A 17889-nucleotide genomic window follows, 5' to 3' on the forward strand; every position below is an offset into this window, starting at 1 on the left:
GGATTATGAAGTGAGAATTACATCACTTTCCATGCGTGTGGGGTCGGATCCCTCTTCCGAAGAAGAGGGAGCCGACCCCGGCTACATCAGAACTCCTGCCAGTCGCCGTCCGCGGCCAGTGCCGGCTGCGCCGCCGAGCTGCGCAGCGGGCGCGTGGGGGCCGGCTTTGCCGCAGGTGCGGCGGCCGCGACCTGGCGCGGTACCGGTGCTGCCAGCGGGCGTGCGGGAATGGCTGTCGTGCCCTGCGATGCGAGCCGGAAGCGGGCCACGGCTTCACCCAGCTGTACCGCCTGGTCTTCCATCGCACGTGCCGCAGCCGTGGCTTCTTCCACCAGGGCGGCGTTCTGCTGGGTGGTCTCGTCCATCTGCACCACGGTCTGGTTGACCTGCTCGATGCCCGCCGACTGCTCCTGCGAGGCCGCGGAGATCTCGGCCATGATGTCGGTCACGCGCTGCACCGAGGCGACGATCTCGCCCATGGTGCTGCCGGCCTGGTGGACCAGGCTGGAGCCTTCGGCGACCTTGCCGACCGAGTCGTCGATCAGGCCCTTGATCTCCTTGGCGGCGGCGGCCGAACGCTGGGCGAGGGTACGCACTTCACTGGCGACCACGGCGAAGCCACGGCCCTGTTCACCGGCACGGGCGGCTTCCACGGCGGCATTCAGCGCCAGGATGTTGGTCTGGAACGCAATGCCGTCGATGACGCTGATGATCTCGGCGATCTTCTTCGACGAGGCTTCGATGGCCGACATGGTGGTGACCACCTGGCCGACCACATCGCCGCCCTGCGAGGCGACGCCATGCGCGCCGATGGCGAGCTGGTTGGCCTGGCGGGCATGCTCGGCGTTCTGGCGCACGGTGGAGGTCAGTTCCTCCATCGAGGCAGCGGTTTCCTCCAGGTTGGCAGCCTGCTGCTCGGTACGGCGCGACAGGTCGCTGTTGCCGGAGGCGATCTCGCCGGCAGCCAGCGTGATGCTGGAGGCGCTGGCCTGGATCTGGCCGACGATCTGGGTCAGCTGCGCGACGGTGGTGTTGGCGTCGTCACGCATGCGTGCGAACACGCCGTTGAACTGGCCTTCCATGCGCGCGGTCAGGTCGCCAGCGGCGATCGACTGCAGCAGCTGCGAGAGCTGGCCGAGATTGCCGTCGGCCACCTGCATCATGGTGTTGAGGTGCTCGATCATCAGCTTGAAGTCGTGCTGGAAACGCTGTGCGTCGCCGCGCTGGCTGAAGTCACCGGCCGCGGCCGCTGCGGCCAGCTGCTGGATCTGCGAGTTGATCGCCAGCAGGCTGGCCTTGGCTGCATCCATCGATTCGTGCAGGATCGCGCGGCTGCCCGGCAGGCGGCGGGCGTCCGGGGCGAGGTTGCCGATGGCGTACTGGTTGAGCACGTCGATGGCATCGCGGATGGCGTCCAGGTGCTCGAAGATCACCGTGTTGATGCCGCCGGCCAGCTGGCCATAGACACCCGGGAAATCCTCCGGAATGCGATGGCTGATGTCCGGGCCCGCGTGCATCTGTGCCATCAGCTGGGTCTGCTCGCTGAAGCGGCGCAGCATCGCGGTCATCTCGGCGGTGGCGGCCAGCATCCTTCCGGCTTCGTCCTTGCTGGTGGCCTGGGTGCTGACGCTCAGGTCGCCACGGGCCACCGCCTGGATGGCGTGCACGGCCTTGCCCAGCGGACCCGTCACTGCGCGTGAGATGACCGTGGCCAGCGCGGCGGCCACCAGCGACAGCAGCACGATGCAGCCGATGATGGCGATCATGCTGGTGCGGTGGGTGGCGTTGGCGGCGGCGATCTTGCCGTCCATCAGGCCGGCGATGTGGGTGCCGAGGGTCTTCATCGCGGCGAACAGATCCCGGCGCGCCGGGCGCGATTGTTCGTCGGAGATCTGCTGCGCCAGGGTGCCATCACCAGCGGCCACGGCTTCGCGCATGGCCTTGTTGGCGGCGAAGTAGCGTTCCAGCTGCACGTTCGCGGCGCGATAGAGTTCACGCTCCTTGTCCAGCGCCGGCAGCGCCGTGTACGCAGCCAGCTCGTCGTGCACGGCCTTGGCGGTGTCGTCCATGCGCTTGTTGTAGTCGGCCACCTTTTCCGGCTGGTCGAGCATGCTCAGCAGGGCCAGTTCGTAGGTACGGAACTCGCCCAGCTGCGAGCGCGCTTCGCCCAAATGCTGGACCGAGGGAATATCGTTGCCGGCCATTTCGCGGAGCTGGCTGTTGGCTTCGCTCAGGCGCAGCAGGGCGAAGGCGCCGAGGACCAGGGTCATCAGCGTGGTAAGTGTGAACCCCACGGCCAGCTTGCGGGCGATGGGCAGATCTTGGAACCACTTCATGCGGGGTGCTCCAGGTGGGCAGAGTGTCGGCGGCGGTGCGCCGGCTGGGGTGGTTGCATCGCGAACGGTGGTGCCCGGTGGGGTTCGGTGACGGCCGTCATTGCGGAATAACGGCGCGTTCCGGGCGGACTTTATGGACGCAGATCACATTCGGTTGCGTAGGGATGACGGCGCGAAAGTGCTGCAGTGGCGGGGCTTTCGCTTGCGTGGCGTGGTTGCGCACGAAACCATCGCGATGACGGAGTTCACAAAATGTGGGGCGCTGTGGATTGGGGTCAGATCCCTTTCCGCAGGAAAGGGATCTGACCCCCTTGGCAGAGCGCGCACAAACAAAAACCGCCGCCCCGAAGGGCGGCGGTCCAGTGCACGCCTGCAGCGTGGATCAGGCGGCCTGCGGCATCCGCAGCGAACGCACCAGTCCGCCGATGTCGACGATCAGCGCGACGCGGCCGTCGCCGAGGATGGTGGCACCGGACACCCCGCCGATGCGGCGGTAGTTGTTCTCGATGTTCTTCACCACCACCTGCTGCTGGCCGACCAGTTCGTCCACTTCCAGTGCGATCTTCTGGCCATCGCCTTCGACCACCACCACCAGCGATTCGCTGCCCGGCGCACGGTTGCCGTAGCCGTAGTACTCGCTCAGCGACAGGATCGGCAGGTACTCGCCACGCACGCGCAGTACGCGGCCTTCGCCGGCCATGCTGCGGATGTCCTCGGCCTGCGGCTGCAACGCCTCAAGCACATAGGCCAACGGCAGGATCAGGGTTTCACCAGCCACCGCCACGGTCATGCCATCGAGGATGGCCAAGGTCAACGGCAGGCGGATCAGCGTGCGCGTACCAGCACCGAGGCTGCTCTCGATCTGCACCTCGCCCCCCAGCGCCTGGATGTTGCGGCGGACCACGTCCATGCCGACGCCACGCCCGGACAGGTCGGTGACTGCATCGGCGGTGGAGAAGCCGGGCTGGAAAATCAGGTCCCAGACCTGCGAATCGGTCGGGTTGTCCGGCACCGCCAGGCCGCGTTCGTGGGCCTTGGCCAGGATCTTGGCACGGTCCAGGCCGCGACCGTCGTCGCTGACTTCGATGACGATATGGCCGCCCTGATGCGAGGCCGCCAGCGTGATCGTGCCGGTCTCGTCCTTGCCTGCACCGCGACGCACGTCGGGCATTTCCAGGCCGTGGTCGATCGAGTTGCGCACCAGGTGCACCAGCGGATCGGCGATCTTCTCGATCAGGCCCTTGTCCAGTTCGGTGCCTTCGCCGACGGTGCGCAGGCGCACCTGCTTGCCGAGGCGGCTGGACAGGTCGCGGACCAGGCGCGGGAAGCGGCGGAACACCGCATCGACCGGCAGCATGCGCACGCCGATCACCGCTTCCTGCAGGTCGCGGGTGTTGCGTTCAAGCTGGTCCAGGCCGGCGAACAGGCTCTCGGCGTGGACCGGGTCCAGCGCGTGCGAGACCTGCTTGAGCATGGCCTGGGTGATGACCAGTTCGCCGACCAGATTGATCAGCGCATCGACCTTGTCGACGCTGACGCGGATGGAGGTTTCCGCTTCCTGGCTGGCACCACCGCTGGCGGCGGGCGCGGCGGGAGCCGACGGCGCTGCTGCCGCCGGAGCGGGAGCGGCCGGTGCCTGGGTGGCCAGGCTCGGCGGCGCGGCCGGACGGATGTCCAGTTCGCAGTCGTCCAGCACCCAGGCGAAGGTGTCTTCGATCTTGCTGCGCGGCACCTTGCCGACCAGACCAAGGTCCCACGCCAGGTGAGCTTCGAGCGGATCGAGCTGGGCGAAGCCCGGCAGGCGGTCCATGCGCGCGGCGACCTGCAGCGAACCCAGGTGCTCAAGTTCGCGGATGATGCGCAGCGGGTCGTTGCCGCTCATGAACAGTGACGGCGCGGGGGTGAAGCCGATCTGCCAGGCTTCCGGCGTATCGTCCACCTTGGCTGCGGCGGCCGCCGGGGTGCTCGCTGCGGCCTGGCCGGAAAGAACCGCTTCCAGGCGCGCCTTTACCGCAGCAACCGCAGCGGGATCGGCAGCCTGGCCGTGTTCGGCTTCGCGCAGCAGGGCGCGCAGCACGTCCACCGAGGACAGCATGGCGTCGACGGCGTGGCCTTCCAGTGCCCGCTTGCCGGCGCGCAGCTCATCGAGCAGCGTCTCCAGCACGTGGGTCAGGCCGGCGATCGCGTCGAAGCCGAAGGTGCCGGCGCCGCCCTTGATCGAGTGGGCAGCGCGGAACACCGAATTGATGATCTCCGCGTCCTGCTGCCCCGATTCCAGGGCCAGCAGGCCAGCCTCCATCGCGTCGAGGCCTTCGCGGCTCTCCTCGAAGAAGGTGGCGTGGAAGCGTTGCAGGTCCATGCTCATGGCAGTGGTGGTCCGGAAGCGAAGAGGGGGAGCGGTGCCGGGCGATCAGCCCAGCACTTTCTGCACGGTGGCGACCAGCTGTTCGGGATTGAACGGCTTGACCAGCCAACCGGTGGCACCGGCGGCCTTGCCTTCGGACTTCTTGTCGGCGGCCGATTCGGTGGTCAGCATCAGCAGCGGGGTGAACTTGTAGTCCGGCAGCTGGCGCAGCTCGCGGATCAGCGCGATGCCATCCATGTTCGGCATGTTGACGTCGGTGACCACCGCATTGAAGCGCTGGCCCTTGGCGCGACCGAGCGCGACCGCGCCGTCTTCAGCTTCTTCGACGGCAAAACCGGCCGAGGTGAGGGCGAAGGACACCATCTGGCGCATCGACGCCGAATCGTCCACCACCAAGATACGTGCGCTCATGCAGCGTTCTCCACAGATTTCAGGTTGTCATGGGTTACGTCCAGGCCCAGGGCCTGGGTGACGCCCAGCAGGCGCGCGGCGTCACGGAAGGTTGCGGTGCAACCGTGGAAGCCGGTGCCCAGGCCTGCCTCGCGGCGGGCCTGCACGAACGCACACAGCACCTGCACGGCGGCCGTGTGGATGCGGGCGACCTGGCTGGCATCCAGGGTCAGCTCGCCTTCCTGCTCCACCAGTGGGGCGAGGCGGTTCTTGAGCTCGGTAGTGCTCTCGATGCCGAGATCCCCACCCAGTTCGACAGTGCTCATCGTTGCTCCGGACAAACGGTTCCGTGATCCATAACGGCACCCCGGTGGGGTTCTTTAGGGGAATCGACGCGGTGCGTCGATGCGGTGCTTTTCGGGTCGCCCTTGAAAAGGGGACGGAGGGGATTAAGTCGCAAACGGCCGCGCCGCTCTGCGATTGCCAGTAGCAACAGCGACCGCGCAAACCGCCGAGCCAGTTGCGACTTAATCCCCTCCGTCCCCTTTTTCGTTGCGGCTCAGCTCAGCAGCCGGGTGGCGTCGAGCAGGATCATCGGGCGCTGGCTGACCCGGGCCACGCCTCGGAACAGGTCGTTGGAGATCTGGCAGATGCGTGCGGTATCGGGCGGCTCGATCTGCGAATCGGTGAGGTTGGCGACATCTTCCACTGCCGACACGCGCAGGCCGATCGTCTCGCCGTCTTCTTCCAGCACCACGATGCGGGTCTGGGCGTCGTCCTCGGCGGCGGCCGCGCCCAGGTGCAGGCCCAGGTCCATCACCGGGACCACCTGGCCGCGCAGGTTCATGATGCCCAGCATGGCGGCAGCGGTGCCGCGCAACGGCAGCAGCGGCACCGGCAGCACGACCTCCTGGACCTTCAGCAGTTCCAGGGCATAGGCCTGGGTGCCGCAGCGCAGGCGCAGCCAGCGCGAGGTGCGTTCGCCGGCGCGACGGTTCTGCGGATGCGGGCTGCGGGCCGGTTGGTGGGCCTGCGCCTGCAGTTCCTGCCAGGTGCCGGGGCGGTTGCCTGCGGGTGCATCGACGGCGACGCGCGGCGGCGGTGTGGCGGCGCGTGCGGCCGGGGCCGGTGCAGGGCGTGCCGCCGGTGGTGCCACTGGCGCTGCGACCACGGCGGGCGGCGGCGTGGGAACGTCTTCGCCACCGGCGGCCGCCTCGAAGGCGGCCTGCAGGCCAGGGCTGTCGGTGTGGGCGAGACGATGGCTGTCCGCCGGATCGGTCTCGTAGATCACTTCGTCCGGCAGATCGTCCCAGGTGGGTTCCGGGCCGGTGTTCGCAGCGGCTGCAGCGGGTGCCGGCGCGGTTTCGTGGATGACTTCGTCGGGCAGGTCATCCCAGGTCGGCTCGCGTTCGGCGGTCGCGATGCTGTCCGGTGCGGCGGCGGCCTCGAAGGCCGCCTCCAGCGCTGCCTCATCCTCGACCGGGGCCGCGACGACGGCATCCGTTTCGTAGATCACTTCGGCCGGCAGATCGTCCCAGGTGGGTTCGCGTTCTGCATCGATCACGCTGACGGGCGCGGAGGCGGCATCGAAAGCGGCTTCCAGTGCGGCGTTGTCCACGGCAGGGGTAGCGGCAACGGTCTCGGTTTCGGTTTCGTAGATCACCTCGGCCGGCAGGTCATCCCAGGTCGGCTCGCGTTCGGCGGCGGCTTCGGTCGCCTTGGCCGGGGCGGCGCTGATCGGCGCGGGCACGGCAGCGGCGGCCGGGGCGATCGCCTCGCCCAGCAGTTCGTCCAGGTAGTCGTCGAGGATGCCGGTGCTGTTCATGCGGCCTGCTCCAGGGCGCGGGCGTCCTCCCCGAGGATCCAGTTCAAGGCGCGGCGGTAGGCGGCCAGGCCCCGGCCGGGGTAGTCCTCGCCGACGCTCGGCAGGGTCAGGCCGGCGGCGTTGCTGATGCGGGTGTCGATCGGAATCGCGTCTTCCCACACGCGGCTGCCATGACGGTCCTGCATGGTGCGCAGCGACTCGTTGCCGGCGCGGGTGCGGCGGTCGAACAGGGTGGGCAGGATCGAGATCGGCAGCGGGCGGCGGCGCGAACGTTCGACCATCTCGCCGGTGCGGACCATGCCATCCAGACCGTGCAGGGCCAGCGGCTCGGCCTGGGTCGGGATGATCAGGCGATCGGCTGCGGCCAGCGCGTTGATCATCAGCAGGCCGAGGGTCGGTGCGCAATCCAGCAGGATGTAGTCGTGCTGGCCCTGGTGGCGCGCCAGGGCGTTCTGCAGGGCCAGGCCGAGACCGGGCTGGTTGGCGCTGCGGCGTTCCAGTGTCGCCAGCGCCGACTGCGCGCAGACGTAGTCCAGGCCATGGATGTTGCTGGCATGGCACAGGCTGGCAAGGTCGGCGGGCGGTGCGCCGAACAGTTCCAGCACGCCGGCCGGCGGCGGATCCACCGGCACGCCGAAGGCGCGGCTGAGCGAGGCATGCGGATCGAGGTCGATCAGCAGCACGCGATGGCCGAGCGCGGCCAGGCCACGGCCGAGGGCGAGGGTGGTGGTGGTCTTGCCGACTCCGCCCTTCTGGTTGGCGACTGCCCAGATGCGCATCGGATTACTCCTTCATTGCCGGGGGGACGGCGGCGCCGACGCGGCTGCCAGCCGGCACCGGCGGCAACGTCACCGGTGCGATGGGGGAGGTGGGGGCGCTGGCCGGCGTTGCTGCGGCCTGTTCGGTGGCGGTGCTGTCGGTGGCGCCGGTGGCCGCGTTCAGGCGTTGGCCCAGCGGATCCACCGAGTGCGAGGTGTCGGCCAGGATGATGACCATGACCCGGCGGTTGCGGTTGCGGCCCTGCGCGCTGTCATTCTCTTCGCGGGGGCGGAACTGGCCGTAGCCGACCATCGCCAGCCGCGACGGCTGCACGCCCTGGTCGGCGAACAGGTGCACCACGCTGGCGGCGCGTCCGGCCGACAGCTCCCAGTTGGACGGGAAGGTGGCAGTGGCGATCGGCACGTTGTCGGTGTGGCCTTCCACGCGCACGCTGTTGGGTACGTCGCGCAGCACCTCGGCCAGGCTGGCCAGGGTCTGCCGCGCGTGCACGTCCAGCGCGGCCGAGCCGGTCGGGAACAGGATGTCGCTGTTGATCTCGACTTCGATCCACAGTTCCGTGCGGCGCACGCTGATCATGCCGCGGTCGATCAGCGGCGCCAGCGCGGCGGTCAGGCGGTCGGCGATGGTGTTGAGCTGGCGCTCGGCGCGCGCGATCTGTTCCTGGTTGTGCACCGAAACCGGCATGCGCATCTGCGAGGCCATCGACGGCAGCAGCGTCGGGTCGTGCGAGGGCGCCGGTGCGGACGGGCCGACCTTGGTGCCGGACTTGATCACCGACGGGCTGTCCCAGCCGCCGCCCTGCACCTGCTTGTTGCCGACCTGCACCGGGTTGATCGTGCGCGGTGCGCCGCCGAAGGCATCGGTGAGCGCGTCGGCCATGATCCGGTACTTGCCCTCGTTGACCGAGGAAATCGCGTACATGACCACGAAGAAGGCGAGCAGCAGCGTCATCAGGTCGGCATAGGGGATCGCCCATGCTTCGTGGTTGGCGTGCTCTTCGTGGTGCTTGCGGCGGGCCATGTCAGTGCAGGAAGCCGGAGAGGTTGGTTTCGATGTTGCGCGGGTTCTCGCCCTGGGCGATCGAGATCAGGCCTTCGATGACCATTTCGCGGTCGCGCGTGTTGTGCGAGATCACACTCTTGAGCTTGGCCGAGATCGGCAGGAACAGCAGGTTGGCCGAGGCGATGCCGTAGATCGTTGCGGTGAACGCAGCGGCGATGCCGTGGCCGAGCTTGCTGGGGTCGGCCAGGTTCTTCATCACCGCGATCAGGCCGAGCACGGCACCGATGATGCCGAGCGTCGGTGCATAGATGCCCATCGCCTCGAACACCTTGGCGCCGGCCTGGTCCTGGTGTTCCTGGCTGCCCAGTTCGATCTCCAGCATGTGCCGCATCGATTCGGGCTCGACACCGTCCACCAGCAGCTGCAGGCCCTTGCGCAGGAACGGGTCCTGCTGTGCTTCCACCTGCGATTCCAGGCCCAGCAGGCCCTGGCGGCGGGCAATGTTGCTCCACTCGACGATCTGCTGGATCAGCTCGCGACGATCGCTGTGCGGTGGGCGCACGACCCAGCGCACGATCTTGAACGCATGCTTGAACACCGCCGGCGAGGTATGCAGCAGGATCGCGGCCACGGTGCCGACGATGACGATCACGAACGCCGCAGGCGACCACAACGACGCCAGGCCGGCGCCCTTGAGGATGCTGCCACCGACCAGCGAGGCCAGGGCGAGAAAGAGTCCAATGAGGCTGAGTCTATCCATGGATCCGGTATCGGCTTGTATGAATGGGACTTGAGACACCGGTACGGGCTACTGGTGCGACTTCACAGTTTTACGGGTTCAGCAAGCGGGTCAGTCGTGCGGGCTGCGCAGGCCGTCCACGTCCAGGATCAGCGCCATGCGACCATCGCCGATCAAGGTTGCACCGGCGTAACCGCGCAGGCCGCGCAGGGCTTTCGGTAGTGGCTTGATGACCACTTCCTCGCGCCCGCGCACCTGGTCCACGACCAGGCCGAAGCGCGCTTCGCCGGCCTGCAGCACCACGATGGTCAGCAGGGTCGACGCGGCGGGCGTCACATCCAGCCACTGGCGCAGATCGACCAGTGGCAGCGTGTGCGAACGGCGGTCGAGCACGGCGCGGCCATCGAACCAGCCCAGCGAGGTGCGCGGTGCGTGCAGCACTTCCATCACGCGCGCCAGCGGCAGCGCATAGACGTCCTCGCCGGCCTGCACCAGCAGGGTCGGCAGGATCGCCAGGGTGAGCGGCACGCGGATCAGGAAGCGGCTGCCGCGGCCCAGCTCCGACTGGATCTGGATCTGGCCGCTCAGTTCGCGGATGCGCGACTGCACCACGTCCATGCCAACGCCGCGGCCGGAAATATCCGTGACCTGCTGCTTGGTCGAGAAGCCGGGCAGGAACACCAGGTGCAGGCACTCCTCGCTGCTCAGGCGGGCGGCGGCCTCCGGATCGATCAGGCCCTTCTCGCGTGCCTTCGCGCGCAGCTTTTCCGGGTCGATGCCGGCGCCATCGTCCTGCACCTCGATGCTGACGTAGTCACCTTCCTGTTGCGCCGACAACCGCACATGGCCCATCCGCGGCTTGCCCTGTGCTTCGCGCAGGTCGGGCATTTCCACGCCATGGTCGATGGCGTTGCGGACCAGGTGCACCAGCGGGTCGGCCAGCGCTTCGACCAGGTTGCGATCGAGCTCGGTCTCGGCGCCGATCAGCTCCAGGTCCACTTCCTTCTTCAGAGAGCGGGCGACGTCGCGGGCGACCTTGGGGAAGCGCGAGAATACCTTGCCCACCGGCTGCATGCGGGTACGCATCACCGCCGACTGCAGGCGCGCGGTGGCGATGTCCAGGGTGGACACGGCGCGGTCCAGCTCCTCGTCGCGCAAGCGCGCACGCAGGGTCTTGAGCCGGTTGCGCGACAGCACCAGTTCGCCGATCAGGTTGACGATCGCGTCCAGGCGCTTGGTGTCCACGCGCACGGTGTGTTCGGCCTCGGCCAGCGGCTTGGCGGCGGGCTTGGCCGCCGGTGCCGGTGCGGCCGCCGGGCGCGGGGCGGCGATCGGTGCCGGTGCCGCCGCCGCCGCGGGCTTGGCGCCGGGTGCGGCGCCACCGTGCAGCTGGTCGAGCAGGGCTTCGAACTCGTCCTCGCTGATCAGCCCGTCGTCGGCCTTCTTTGCCGGCGCCACCGCAGTCGGTGCGTTGCCGCCGTGCAGCTGGTCGAGCAGGGCCTCGAACTCGTCGTCGGTGATCAGGTCGCTGCCTCCCGCAGCGGGCGCTGCTGCGGCGGCGGGTGCAGCCACGGCACCGCCATGCACGTCGAACTGGGCGATCAGGTCAGGCGGTGCATAGCCCGGCTCGGTGCCGGAAGACACGGCATCCAGCATCGACTGCAGGTAGTCCAGCGATTGCTGGGCGGCGTCGAAGTGATGGGCCTGCAGCACGGCCTGGCCGGCACGTGCAGCGCCCAACGCTTCCTCAGCGGCGTGGCACAGCTCGACCATGGCGGTGACACCGAGGAAACCGGCGCCGCCCTTGAGCGTGTGGTAGCCGCGGAACACCGCGTTGAGCTGTTCGGTGTCCTGCGGTGCCTGCTCCAGCGACACCAGCTGTTCGCCGAGGCGATCCAGGATTTCCTGTGCCTCGATGATGAAATCGGCAGTGATGTCGTCGGATACCGCGCTCATGCTTACAGCCCCAGATCCGACAACAGGTCGTCGGCGTCGTTCTGCGAGACCGCGTGGCGGTCCAGTCCTTTCAGTGCCGGCCCGGCCAGTTCCGGGTCGGTGCGATGCTGTTCCGGCGGCAGGCCGAGCGCGCCGAAGCCTTCGTGCACGCGGCGGACGATGCCCACTACGCGACGGATGATCTGCCCGGTCAGGTCCTGGTAGCTCTGCGTCAGGGCGATCTCGGTGAGGTTGTGGCGGATGCGCTCGAGCTGCGCGTCCTGGCCCGGCTGCAGGCCTTCGGCGCGCAGCTGTTCGGTCAGGCTGCGGCATTCCTCGGCCAGGTCCAGGGTACGGTGGGTGGCCTGTTCGGTCATCGCCACCACGTGGTCCAGGCGTGCGCAGGCATCGTCCAGTTCGCCGGCTTCGCTGGGCACGGTCGGCAGTTCACCCAGCGCCTGCCCCAGCTCGCGGGCGAGCCGCGAGAGGCCGCTCATCATCGGCTGCGTGCGCAGCGCGACCAGTCCGTCGATGCGTTGCCGCCACGCGGCTTCGTCACCGGACTCCAGTGCGTCCAGGGCCTCCTGCAGGCGCAGGGCGAGGGCGTTCTTGTCGACCGTGGTATCCATCAGGCGCTGGCCGCCAGGCGTTCGAAGATCTTGCCGAGCTTTTCTTCCAGCGTCTGCGCGGTGAACGGCTTGATGATGTAGCCGTTCACGCCGTTCTGGGCCGCTTCAATGATCTGCTCGCGCTTGGCTTCGGCGGTGACCATCAGTACCGGCAGGGTCTTCAGCTTGGCATCGGCACGGATCGCCTTGAGCAGTTCGATGCCGGTCATCACCGGCATGTTCCAGTCGGTGACGACGAAATCGAACGGCTGGCTCTGCAGCAGCGACAGCGCGGCATGCCCGTCCTCGGCTTCGGCGGTGTTGGTGAAGCCCAGATCGCCCAGCAGGTTCTTGACGATTCGACGCATGGTCGAGAAGTCGTCGACGATCAGGATGCGCATGTTCTTGTTCAAAGCAGAGTTCCTTTGTTGTTCATTCCGGGCGGCCGGGGGCAGCCGCCTCGGGGATGTTCATTCTTCCAGGCCGGCGTCGACGGCCTCGAATATCTTCAGCCGGCCGCGCAGGCGCAGCACGGCCTGGCCGTGGATCTGGCAGACCCGCGATTCGCTCACGCCGAGCACCGCGCCGATCTCCTTCAGGTTCAGCTCCTGCTCGTAGTAGAGCGAGAGCACCAGTTGTTCGCGCTCGGGCAGGTGGCCGATGGCCTTGCCCAGCTCGCGGCCGAACTCGCCGCGCTCCAGCACCTGCTGCGGGGTCGGGCCACCCTGGGCGACGGTGTCCAGTTCGCCCTGGTCTTCGATGCGCGACTCCAGGCTCAGCACCTGGCCACGTGCGGCGTCTTCCATCAGCCGCAGGTATTCGGGCAGCGGCATCTCCATCGCGGCGGCCACTTCGGTGGCGCTGGCGGCACGGCCGGTGCTCTGTTCCAGGCGGCGGATGGTGGCGGCGGCATCGCGGGCACGGCGGTGCACCGAGCGCGGCACCCAGTCGCCACGGCGGATCTCGTCGATCATCGAGCCGCGGATGCGGATCGAGGCATAGGTCTCGAACGACGCGCCCTGGTCGGCGTCATAGCTGCGCGAGGCTTCGATCAGGCCCATCATGCCGGCTTGGATCAGATCATCGACTTCGACGCTGGCCGGCAGGCGCGCGGCCAGGTGGTGGGCGATGCGCCGCACCAGGTCCGAGTGCTGGGCGATGACCTCGTTGGCCGCCGAGCGCTGGACTTCCCTGTACTGGGCTGCGCCTTTCATGCGGCCACCCCGCGCTGCTTGAGAATGCGTTCGAGGAAGAACTCGACACCGCCACGCGGTTCGGTCGGTGCCTGCCAGCGTGCGGTGCGGCGCGCGATCTCGGTGATCGCCAGCGCCGAAGGGCTGGACGGATAGGCCTTCACCACCGGCTGCTGGCGCTGCACCGACAGGCGCAGCCAGTCATCCTGCGGCACGCAGCCCAGGTAGTTCAGCGAGACATCGGCGAGGAACTTCTCGCAGACGCGGGTCAGCTTCTCGTACAGCACGCGGCCCTCGTTCGGGTCACGCACCATGTTGGCCACCACCTGGATGCGGTCCACGCCACGTTCGCGCGACAGCACCTTGATCAGTGCGTAGGCGTCGGTGATTGAAGCCGGCTCATCGCAGACCACCACTACGGTGTCCTGCGCGGCCTGGCAGAAGGTCAGCACGCCGTCGGTGATGCCGGCGGCGGTATCGACCACCATGATGTCCAGCTCGCGTTCCAGTTCGGAGAACACGTTGACCAGGCCGACATGCTCGGCCGGGGCCAGTTCGGCCATGTGCCGGCGGCCCGATGCGGCCGGGACCACCAGCACGCCGTTCGGGCCTTCGACGATGACGTCGTCCAGCGAGCAGCGGCCGGCAACCAGGTCGGCCAGCGTAAAGGTGGGGTTCAGCCCCAGGATCACGTCGATGTTGGCCAGGCCGAGGTCGGCGTCCAGCAGCAGCGTGCGCTTGCCCATGCCGGCCAGCGCCACGGCCAGGTTGGCGGACACATTCGTCTTGCCCACGCCGCCCTTGCCGCCGGTCACGGCAATGGTGCGCACAGGGCCGAGCGGCTCGCTGCGGGTGGCCGACAGCGGGAAGGTCTTGGTCAGCTTGGCGTACTCACGCGACGGCATGGTTCAACTCCGGGTTGCAGGGCATATCGGCCGCTCGGCGCAAATCTTCAAGGCGAAGTACAAGATTGGCTGCACTGGCCCGGTGCAGGTCCTCCGGGACGTCCTGGCCATCGGTCACCCAGGTGATCGGCAGGGCGTGGTCCACGGCCACCGACAGGGCGTTGCCGAAGCGGCCGGTCTCGTCCAGCTTGCTCAGCACCAGCCCCTGCAGGTTGGCCGCACCGAAGCGGCGCACCACCTCGTCCATGTCGCCGAAGCTGGTGTTGGCCGGCAGCACCAGCAGGGTGCGGACCTGGCGGGCGGCGCGCAGCCACTGCAGCTGGGCGGCCAGGGCACGGTCGCGCGGGCCCAGGCCCGCGGTGTCGATCAGCACCAGCTTGTAGTCCTTCAGGCGTTCCAGCAGCTGGTCCAGGTCGGTGCCGCTGTTGGCCTCGTGCACGGCGATGCCGAGCTGGCGGCCGTAGCCATACAGCTGCTCACGGGCACCGATGCGGGTGGTGTCGGTGGTGACCAGGGCGACGTCGCGCGGTGCGTGCTTCTCGGCGAAGCGCGAGGCCAGCTTGGCGATGGTGGTGGTCTTGCCGGCGCCGGTCGGTCCGACCAGGGCGATCACACCACCTTCTTCCAGCGGGTCGACCGGAGCGATCGGCAGCTTGCGCGAGATCAGCCCCAGCATCAGGCCGCGGCCGCGGTGGGCCTCGGTCTCCAGCGGGATCTGCATGGCCACGTCGCGGGCCAGGCCGGCATCGAAGCCGTATTCGTCCATCAGGTCCAGCGCGGTGGCGCGCACCGGGCAGCCACGCAGGCGCTCGTCGGTGAAGCGGTTCATCTCGCGCTCGATCACCTGGCGCATGCCGGCCACTTCCTGGCGCAGCTGGCGGATCTCGGCGTCGTCCTGGGCGACCACGGTCAGCGTCGGTGCCGGGGCCAGCATCGGGGCCGGGCTGGCCTCGACGACGGCTTCGACCGCTGCCGGTTCGCTGGCGGCGATATCTGGCTGTGCATCGGTCACGACAGCGGTCGGCAGCGGCGGCGGCTGCACGGCCGGCGCCGCGCTTTCGTGATGCGTCTCATGCGGCGGGTCGATCTGGAAGCGGGCGCGGTTGGCCGGTGCGACGATGGCTTCGGCGAACGGGGCGAAGATCTGGTCCGGCAGCGCCGGTTCGTTGACGGCGGCACGCGCCAGGGTGGCGGCGAAGCCGGTGCTGCCGCGGGTCGGCACGATCTCGTCGGCGCTGTCCAGGGTGCGGCCGGTGGCGCCGACGGCGGCGCGGGCGAGGGCGGCGACGGCCGAGGTGGTGGCGGCGACCGGTTCCGGCGCCGGGGTGCTGCTGCGGCGGCGGGTGACGGCGGCGATCACCGCGTCGGCGGCGGTGCGCGGCTTGGGGGCCGGCGGCGGTGCGACATCACGGCGCGAGGCTTCCAGTGCACGCTGCACGGCGCTCTCGTCGTAGTTGGCGGCGGCGACGATCTCGATACCTTCCTCGATCCGGCGGTTGGACAGGATCACGGCGTCAGGACCATGTTCCTTGCGCACCAGGTTCATGGCCGAGCGCATGTCGGCGGCGACGAATCGTTTGATTTTCATGCTGTGGTCACGGGACGAAGACGGCGGGGTGGCGGTCGGAGAACTCGGGTGGTCGGTGGTCTGCACGGTGCGGGTTCCCCTTGGTATCTGTCTGTTGCGTTGGTTCGAAAGTGGTGTCTGTTTTCTGGCGCATCGGAGGGCGGCGTCAGCTGATCGTTCCGACCAGCTTCAGGCGCTTGTCCTCCGGCACCTCGCTGTAGGCCAGGACCGACAGCGACGGAACGCTGTGGCGGACCAGGCGGGCCAGCGCGGCGCGCACCGGGCCAGGTACCAGCACGACCGCGGGCTCGTTGCGGGCTTCCTGCTTGCTGACACATTCGGCCAGGCTCTGGTGCAGTCGCTCAGCGAGTCCGGGTTCCAGCGCGGCGCCGTTGCCCTGCGTGGACTCCTGCAAGACACGTTCCAATTGCGGGTTGAGGGTGAACACCGGCAGCTCCGCCGACATTCCGGCGATCTCCTGCACGATGAAGCGGCCCAGCGCGGTGCGCACGGCGGCGGTCAGCACGGCCGGGTCCTGGCTGCTGGGCGCGTGTTCGACCAGTGCTTCGGCGATCTTGCGCAGCTGGCGGATCGGAATGCGCTCGACCAGCAGGTTCTGCAGCACGCGCACCACTGCCGACAGCGGCAGCGCCTTCGGCGTCAGATCTTCGACGAGCTTCGGCGCGCTCTTGGCCAGGTTGGCCAGCAGGTGCTGCACTTCTTCGTGGCCGAGCAGTTCCGGCGCGTGCTCGCGGATCAGGTGCGACAGATGGGTGGCGACCACAGTGGCCGGATCGACCACGGTGTAGCCCAGCGTTTCGGCCTGGGCGCGCTGGTGCGGCTGGATCCAGGTGGCATCCAGGCCGAACGCGGGGTCCTTGCCGGCGATGCCTTCCAGCGCGCCGAGCGCACTGCCCGGGTCCAGCGCCAGTTCGCGATCAGGATGGATCTCGGCGGTGGCCACCGGCACGCCGTGCACCAGCACGCGGTAGCCGTTGGCCGGCAGTTCCAGGTTGTCGCGGATGTGCACCGACGGGATCAGGAAGCCGACATCCTGGGTCAGCTTGCGGCGCACGCCCTTGATGCGTGCCATCAGTTCGCCGCCCTGGTTGCTGTCCACCAGCGGAATCAGCCGGTAGCCGACCTCCAGGCCCAGCGGATCGACCGGGCGCAGTTCGTCCCAGCTCAGTTCGGCGGTCGGTGCGGGTGCGGCTGGGCGGCCGAGTGCGTTGAGCGCGGCAGCATCGGTGCCAGCGCCCGCCGCATCGGCAGCCGGGGCCTTGCCCTTGCGGTACACCTTCCAGGCGATGAAACCGAGGATCGCGGACAGCGTCAGGAAAGCGACGTTGGGCATGCCCGGCACCAGGCCGACCACGCCGATGATGCCGGCGGTGATCGCCAGCGCACGGTACTGGCCGAACACCTGGCCGGTCATGGCCTGGGCCATGTCCTGCGAGCGCGAGGCGCGGGTAACCAGCATCGCCACGGCGCTGGAGACCAGCAGGGCCGGCAGCTGCGCCACCAGACCGTCACCGATCGACAGCAGGGTGTAGGTGGCAGCGGCTTCGCCGAATGGCATGCCATGCTGCAGCACGCCCACGGCCAGGCCGCCGAGCATGTTGATGAACAGGATCAGGATGCCGGCAATGGCGTCGCCGCGGATGAACTTGCTGGCACCGTCCATCGCACCGTAGAAGTCGGCTTCCTCGCGGACTTCTTCGCGGCGCAGCTTGGCTTCTTCACGCGTCAGCAAACCGGCGTTGAGGTCGGCGTCGATCGCCATCTGCTTGCCGGGCATCGCGTCGAGGATGAAGCGCGCAGTCACTTCCGAGACGCGGCCGGCGCCCTTGGTGATGACCACGAAGTTGATGATGGTCAGGATCGCGAACACCACGATGCCGACCGCGTAGTTGCCGCCGATCACGAACTCGCCGAACGCGGCGATGACCTTGCCCGCGGCGTCGTGGCCGTTCTGGCCGTTCAGCAGAATCACGCGGGTGGAGGCCACGTTCAGCGCCAGCCGCAGCATGGTGGTGATCAGCAGCACGATCGGGAAGATGGTGAAGTCCAGCGGGCGCTTCACGTAGACCACCGCCAGCAGCACCATCAGCGAGATGGCGATGTTGAAGGTGAACAGCGCATCGAGCACCGGCGCGGCCAGCGGCACCACGACCATGGCCAGCAGGGCCAGCACGATCAGCGGTGCGCCAAGGCCCTGACGGATCATTTCCAGGGCGCGGCGGG

General features: G+C 68.4%; 14 protein-coding genes and 1 pseudogene. All 15 read right to left on the reverse strand.

Going from position 1 to position 17889, the window contains the following annotated elements:
• Window positions 1-86: 86 nt before the first annotated feature.
• The gene (locus tag DFO63_RS00740; RefSeq protein WP_049443475.1) at window positions 87-2336 is read right to left on the reverse strand and encodes a methyl-accepting chemotaxis protein; all 2250 of its coding nucleotides are present in this window, start codon (window positions 2334-2336) and stop codon (window positions 87-89) included.
• A 382-nt stretch (window positions 2337-2718) separates the two neighbouring features.
• On the reverse strand, window positions 2719-4701 hold the full coding sequence (locus DFO63_RS00745; protein WP_049443476.1) for a chemotaxis protein CheA: 1983 nt from the start codon (window positions 4699-4701) through the stop codon (window positions 2719-2721).
• 45 nt (window positions 4702-4746) lie between these two features.
• On the reverse strand, window positions 4747-5112 hold the full coding sequence (locus DFO63_RS00750; RefSeq protein WP_005409521.1) for a response regulator: 366 nt from the start codon (window positions 5110-5112) through the stop codon (window positions 4747-4749).
• A complete protein-coding gene (locus DFO63_RS00755; protein ID WP_101765404.1) occupies window positions 5109-5417 on the reverse strand; it encodes an STAS domain-containing protein in 309 nt (102 codons plus the stop codon). Before DFO63_RS00755 ends, DFO63_RS00750 begins: the two co-directional genes overlap by 4 nt.
• A gap of 233 nt (window positions 5418-5650) precedes the next feature.
• A complete protein-coding gene (locus DFO63_RS00760; protein WP_119006214.1) occupies window positions 5651-6916 on the reverse strand; it encodes a chemotaxis protein CheW in 1266 nt (421 codons plus the stop codon).
• Complete coding sequence (locus DFO63_RS00765) at window positions 6913-7695, reverse strand: ParA family protein (protein ID WP_014037094.1); 783 nt, start codon at window positions 7693-7695, stop codon at window positions 6913-6915. Before DFO63_RS00765 ends, DFO63_RS00760 begins: the two co-directional genes overlap by 4 nt.
• Window positions 7696-7870: 175 nt before the next feature.
• Window positions 7871-8716, reverse strand: a pseudogene (gene motD, locus DFO63_RS00770) (flagellar motor protein MotD); the annotation flags it as partial.
• Between the two features lies 1 nt (window position 8717).
• Window positions 8718-9458 carry a flagellar motor protein gene (locus tag DFO63_RS00775; RefSeq protein ID WP_014037096.1) on the reverse strand — a complete coding sequence of 247 codons (741 nt, stop codon included), beginning with the start codon at window positions 9456-9458 and terminating at the stop codon, window positions 8718-8720.
• 90 nt (window positions 9459-9548) lie between these two features.
• Complete coding sequence (locus DFO63_RS00780) at window positions 9549-11393, reverse strand: chemotaxis protein CheA (RefSeq protein WP_049443478.1); 1845 nt, start codon at window positions 11391-11393, stop codon at window positions 9549-9551.
• Window positions 11394-11395: 2 nt separating this feature from the next.
• Entirely contained in the window at window positions 11396-12001 is a 606-nt protein-coding gene (locus DFO63_RS00785; RefSeq protein ID WP_006442968.1) for a protein phosphatase CheZ, read from the reverse strand.
• Window positions 12001-12393 (reverse strand): chemotaxis response regulator CheY, encoded by a 393-nt coding sequence (gene cheY, locus DFO63_RS00790; RefSeq protein ID WP_005413247.1) that lies wholly within the window; start codon window positions 12391-12393, stop codon window positions 12001-12003. The genes DFO63_RS00785 and cheY overlap by 1 nt, the downstream gene beginning before the upstream one ends.
• Before the next feature lie 57 nt (window positions 12394-12450).
• Window positions 12451-13194: an RNA polymerase sigma factor FliA gene (locus DFO63_RS00795; RefSeq protein WP_049443479.1), complete on the reverse strand. Its 744-nt coding sequence runs from the start codon at window positions 13192-13194 to the stop codon at window positions 12451-12453.
• Complete coding sequence (locus DFO63_RS00800; protein WP_005416424.1) at window positions 13191-14078, reverse strand: P-loop NTPase; 888 nt, start codon at window positions 14076-14078, stop codon at window positions 13191-13193. Before DFO63_RS00800 ends, DFO63_RS00795 begins: the two co-directional genes overlap by 4 nt.
• The gene (gene flhF / locus DFO63_RS00805; RefSeq protein ID WP_101765405.1) at window positions 14065-15666 is read right to left on the reverse strand and encodes a flagellar biosynthesis protein FlhF; all 1602 of its coding nucleotides are present in this window, start codon (window positions 15664-15666) and stop codon (window positions 14065-14067) included. The genes DFO63_RS00800 and flhF overlap by 14 nt, the downstream gene beginning before the upstream one ends.
• A 145-nt stretch (window positions 15667-15811) precedes the next feature.
• Window positions 15812-17872 (reverse strand): flagellar biosynthesis protein FlhA, encoded by a 2061-nt coding sequence (gene flhA, locus DFO63_RS00810; RefSeq protein ID WP_170871758.1) that lies wholly within the window; start codon window positions 17870-17872, stop codon window positions 15812-15814.
• Window positions 17873-17889: the final 17 nt, after the last annotated feature.

It is taken from the genome of Stenotrophomonas sp. AG209 (assembly GCF_003550055.1).
GTDB lineage: Bacteria > Pseudomonadota > Gammaproteobacteria > Xanthomonadales > Xanthomonadaceae > Stenotrophomonas.

Bases quoted from the DNA above. Each gene is read 5' to 3' on its own strand.
- DFO63_RS00740 (WP_049443475.1), bottom strand. From the start codon at position 2,336: ATGAAGTGGTTCCAAGATCTGCCCATCGCCCGCAAGCTGGCCGTGGGG.
- DFO63_RS00745 (WP_049443476.1), bottom strand. From the start codon at position 4,701: ATGAGCATGGACCTGCAACGCTTCCACGCCACCTTCTTCGAGGAGAGC.
- DFO63_RS00750 (WP_005409521.1), bottom strand. From the start codon at position 5,112: ATGAGCGCACGTATCTTGGTGGTGGACGATTCGGCGTCGATGCGCCAG.
- DFO63_RS00755 (WP_101765404.1), bottom strand. From the start codon at position 5,417: ATGAGCACTGTCGAACTGGGTGGGGATCTCGGCATCGAGAGCACTACC.
- DFO63_RS00760 (WP_119006214.1), bottom strand. From the start codon at position 6,916: ATGAACAGCACCGGCATCCTCGACGACTACCTGGACGAACTGCTGGGC.
- DFO63_RS00765 (WP_014037094.1), bottom strand. From the start codon at position 7,695: ATGCGCATCTGGGCAGTCGCCAACCAGAAGGGCGGAGTCGGCAAGACC.
- DFO63_RS00775 (WP_014037096.1), bottom strand. From the start codon at position 9,458: ATGGATAGACTCAGCCTCATTGGACTCTTTCTCGCCCTGGCCTCGCTG.
- DFO63_RS00780 (WP_049443478.1), bottom strand. From the start codon at position 11,393: ATGAGCGCGGTATCCGACGACATCACTGCCGATTTCATCATCGAGGCA.
- DFO63_RS00785 (WP_006442968.1), bottom strand. From the start codon at position 12,001: ATGGATACCACGGTCGACAAGAACGCCCTCGCCCTGCGCCTGCAGGAG.
- DFO63_RS00795 (WP_049443479.1), bottom strand. From the start codon at position 13,194: ATGAAAGGCGCAGCCCAGTACAGGGAAGTCCAGCGCTCGGCGGCCAAC.
- DFO63_RS00800 (WP_005416424.1), bottom strand. From the start codon at position 14,078: ATGCCGTCGCGTGAGTACGCCAAGCTGACCAAGACCTTCCCGCTGTCG.
- flhF (WP_101765405.1), bottom strand. From the start codon at position 15,666: ATGAAAATCAAACGATTCGTCGCCGCCGACATGCGCTCGGCCATGAAC.
- flhA (WP_170871758.1), bottom strand. From the start codon at position 17,872: ATGATCCGTCAGGGCCTTGGCGCACCGCTGATCGTGCTGGCCCTGCTG.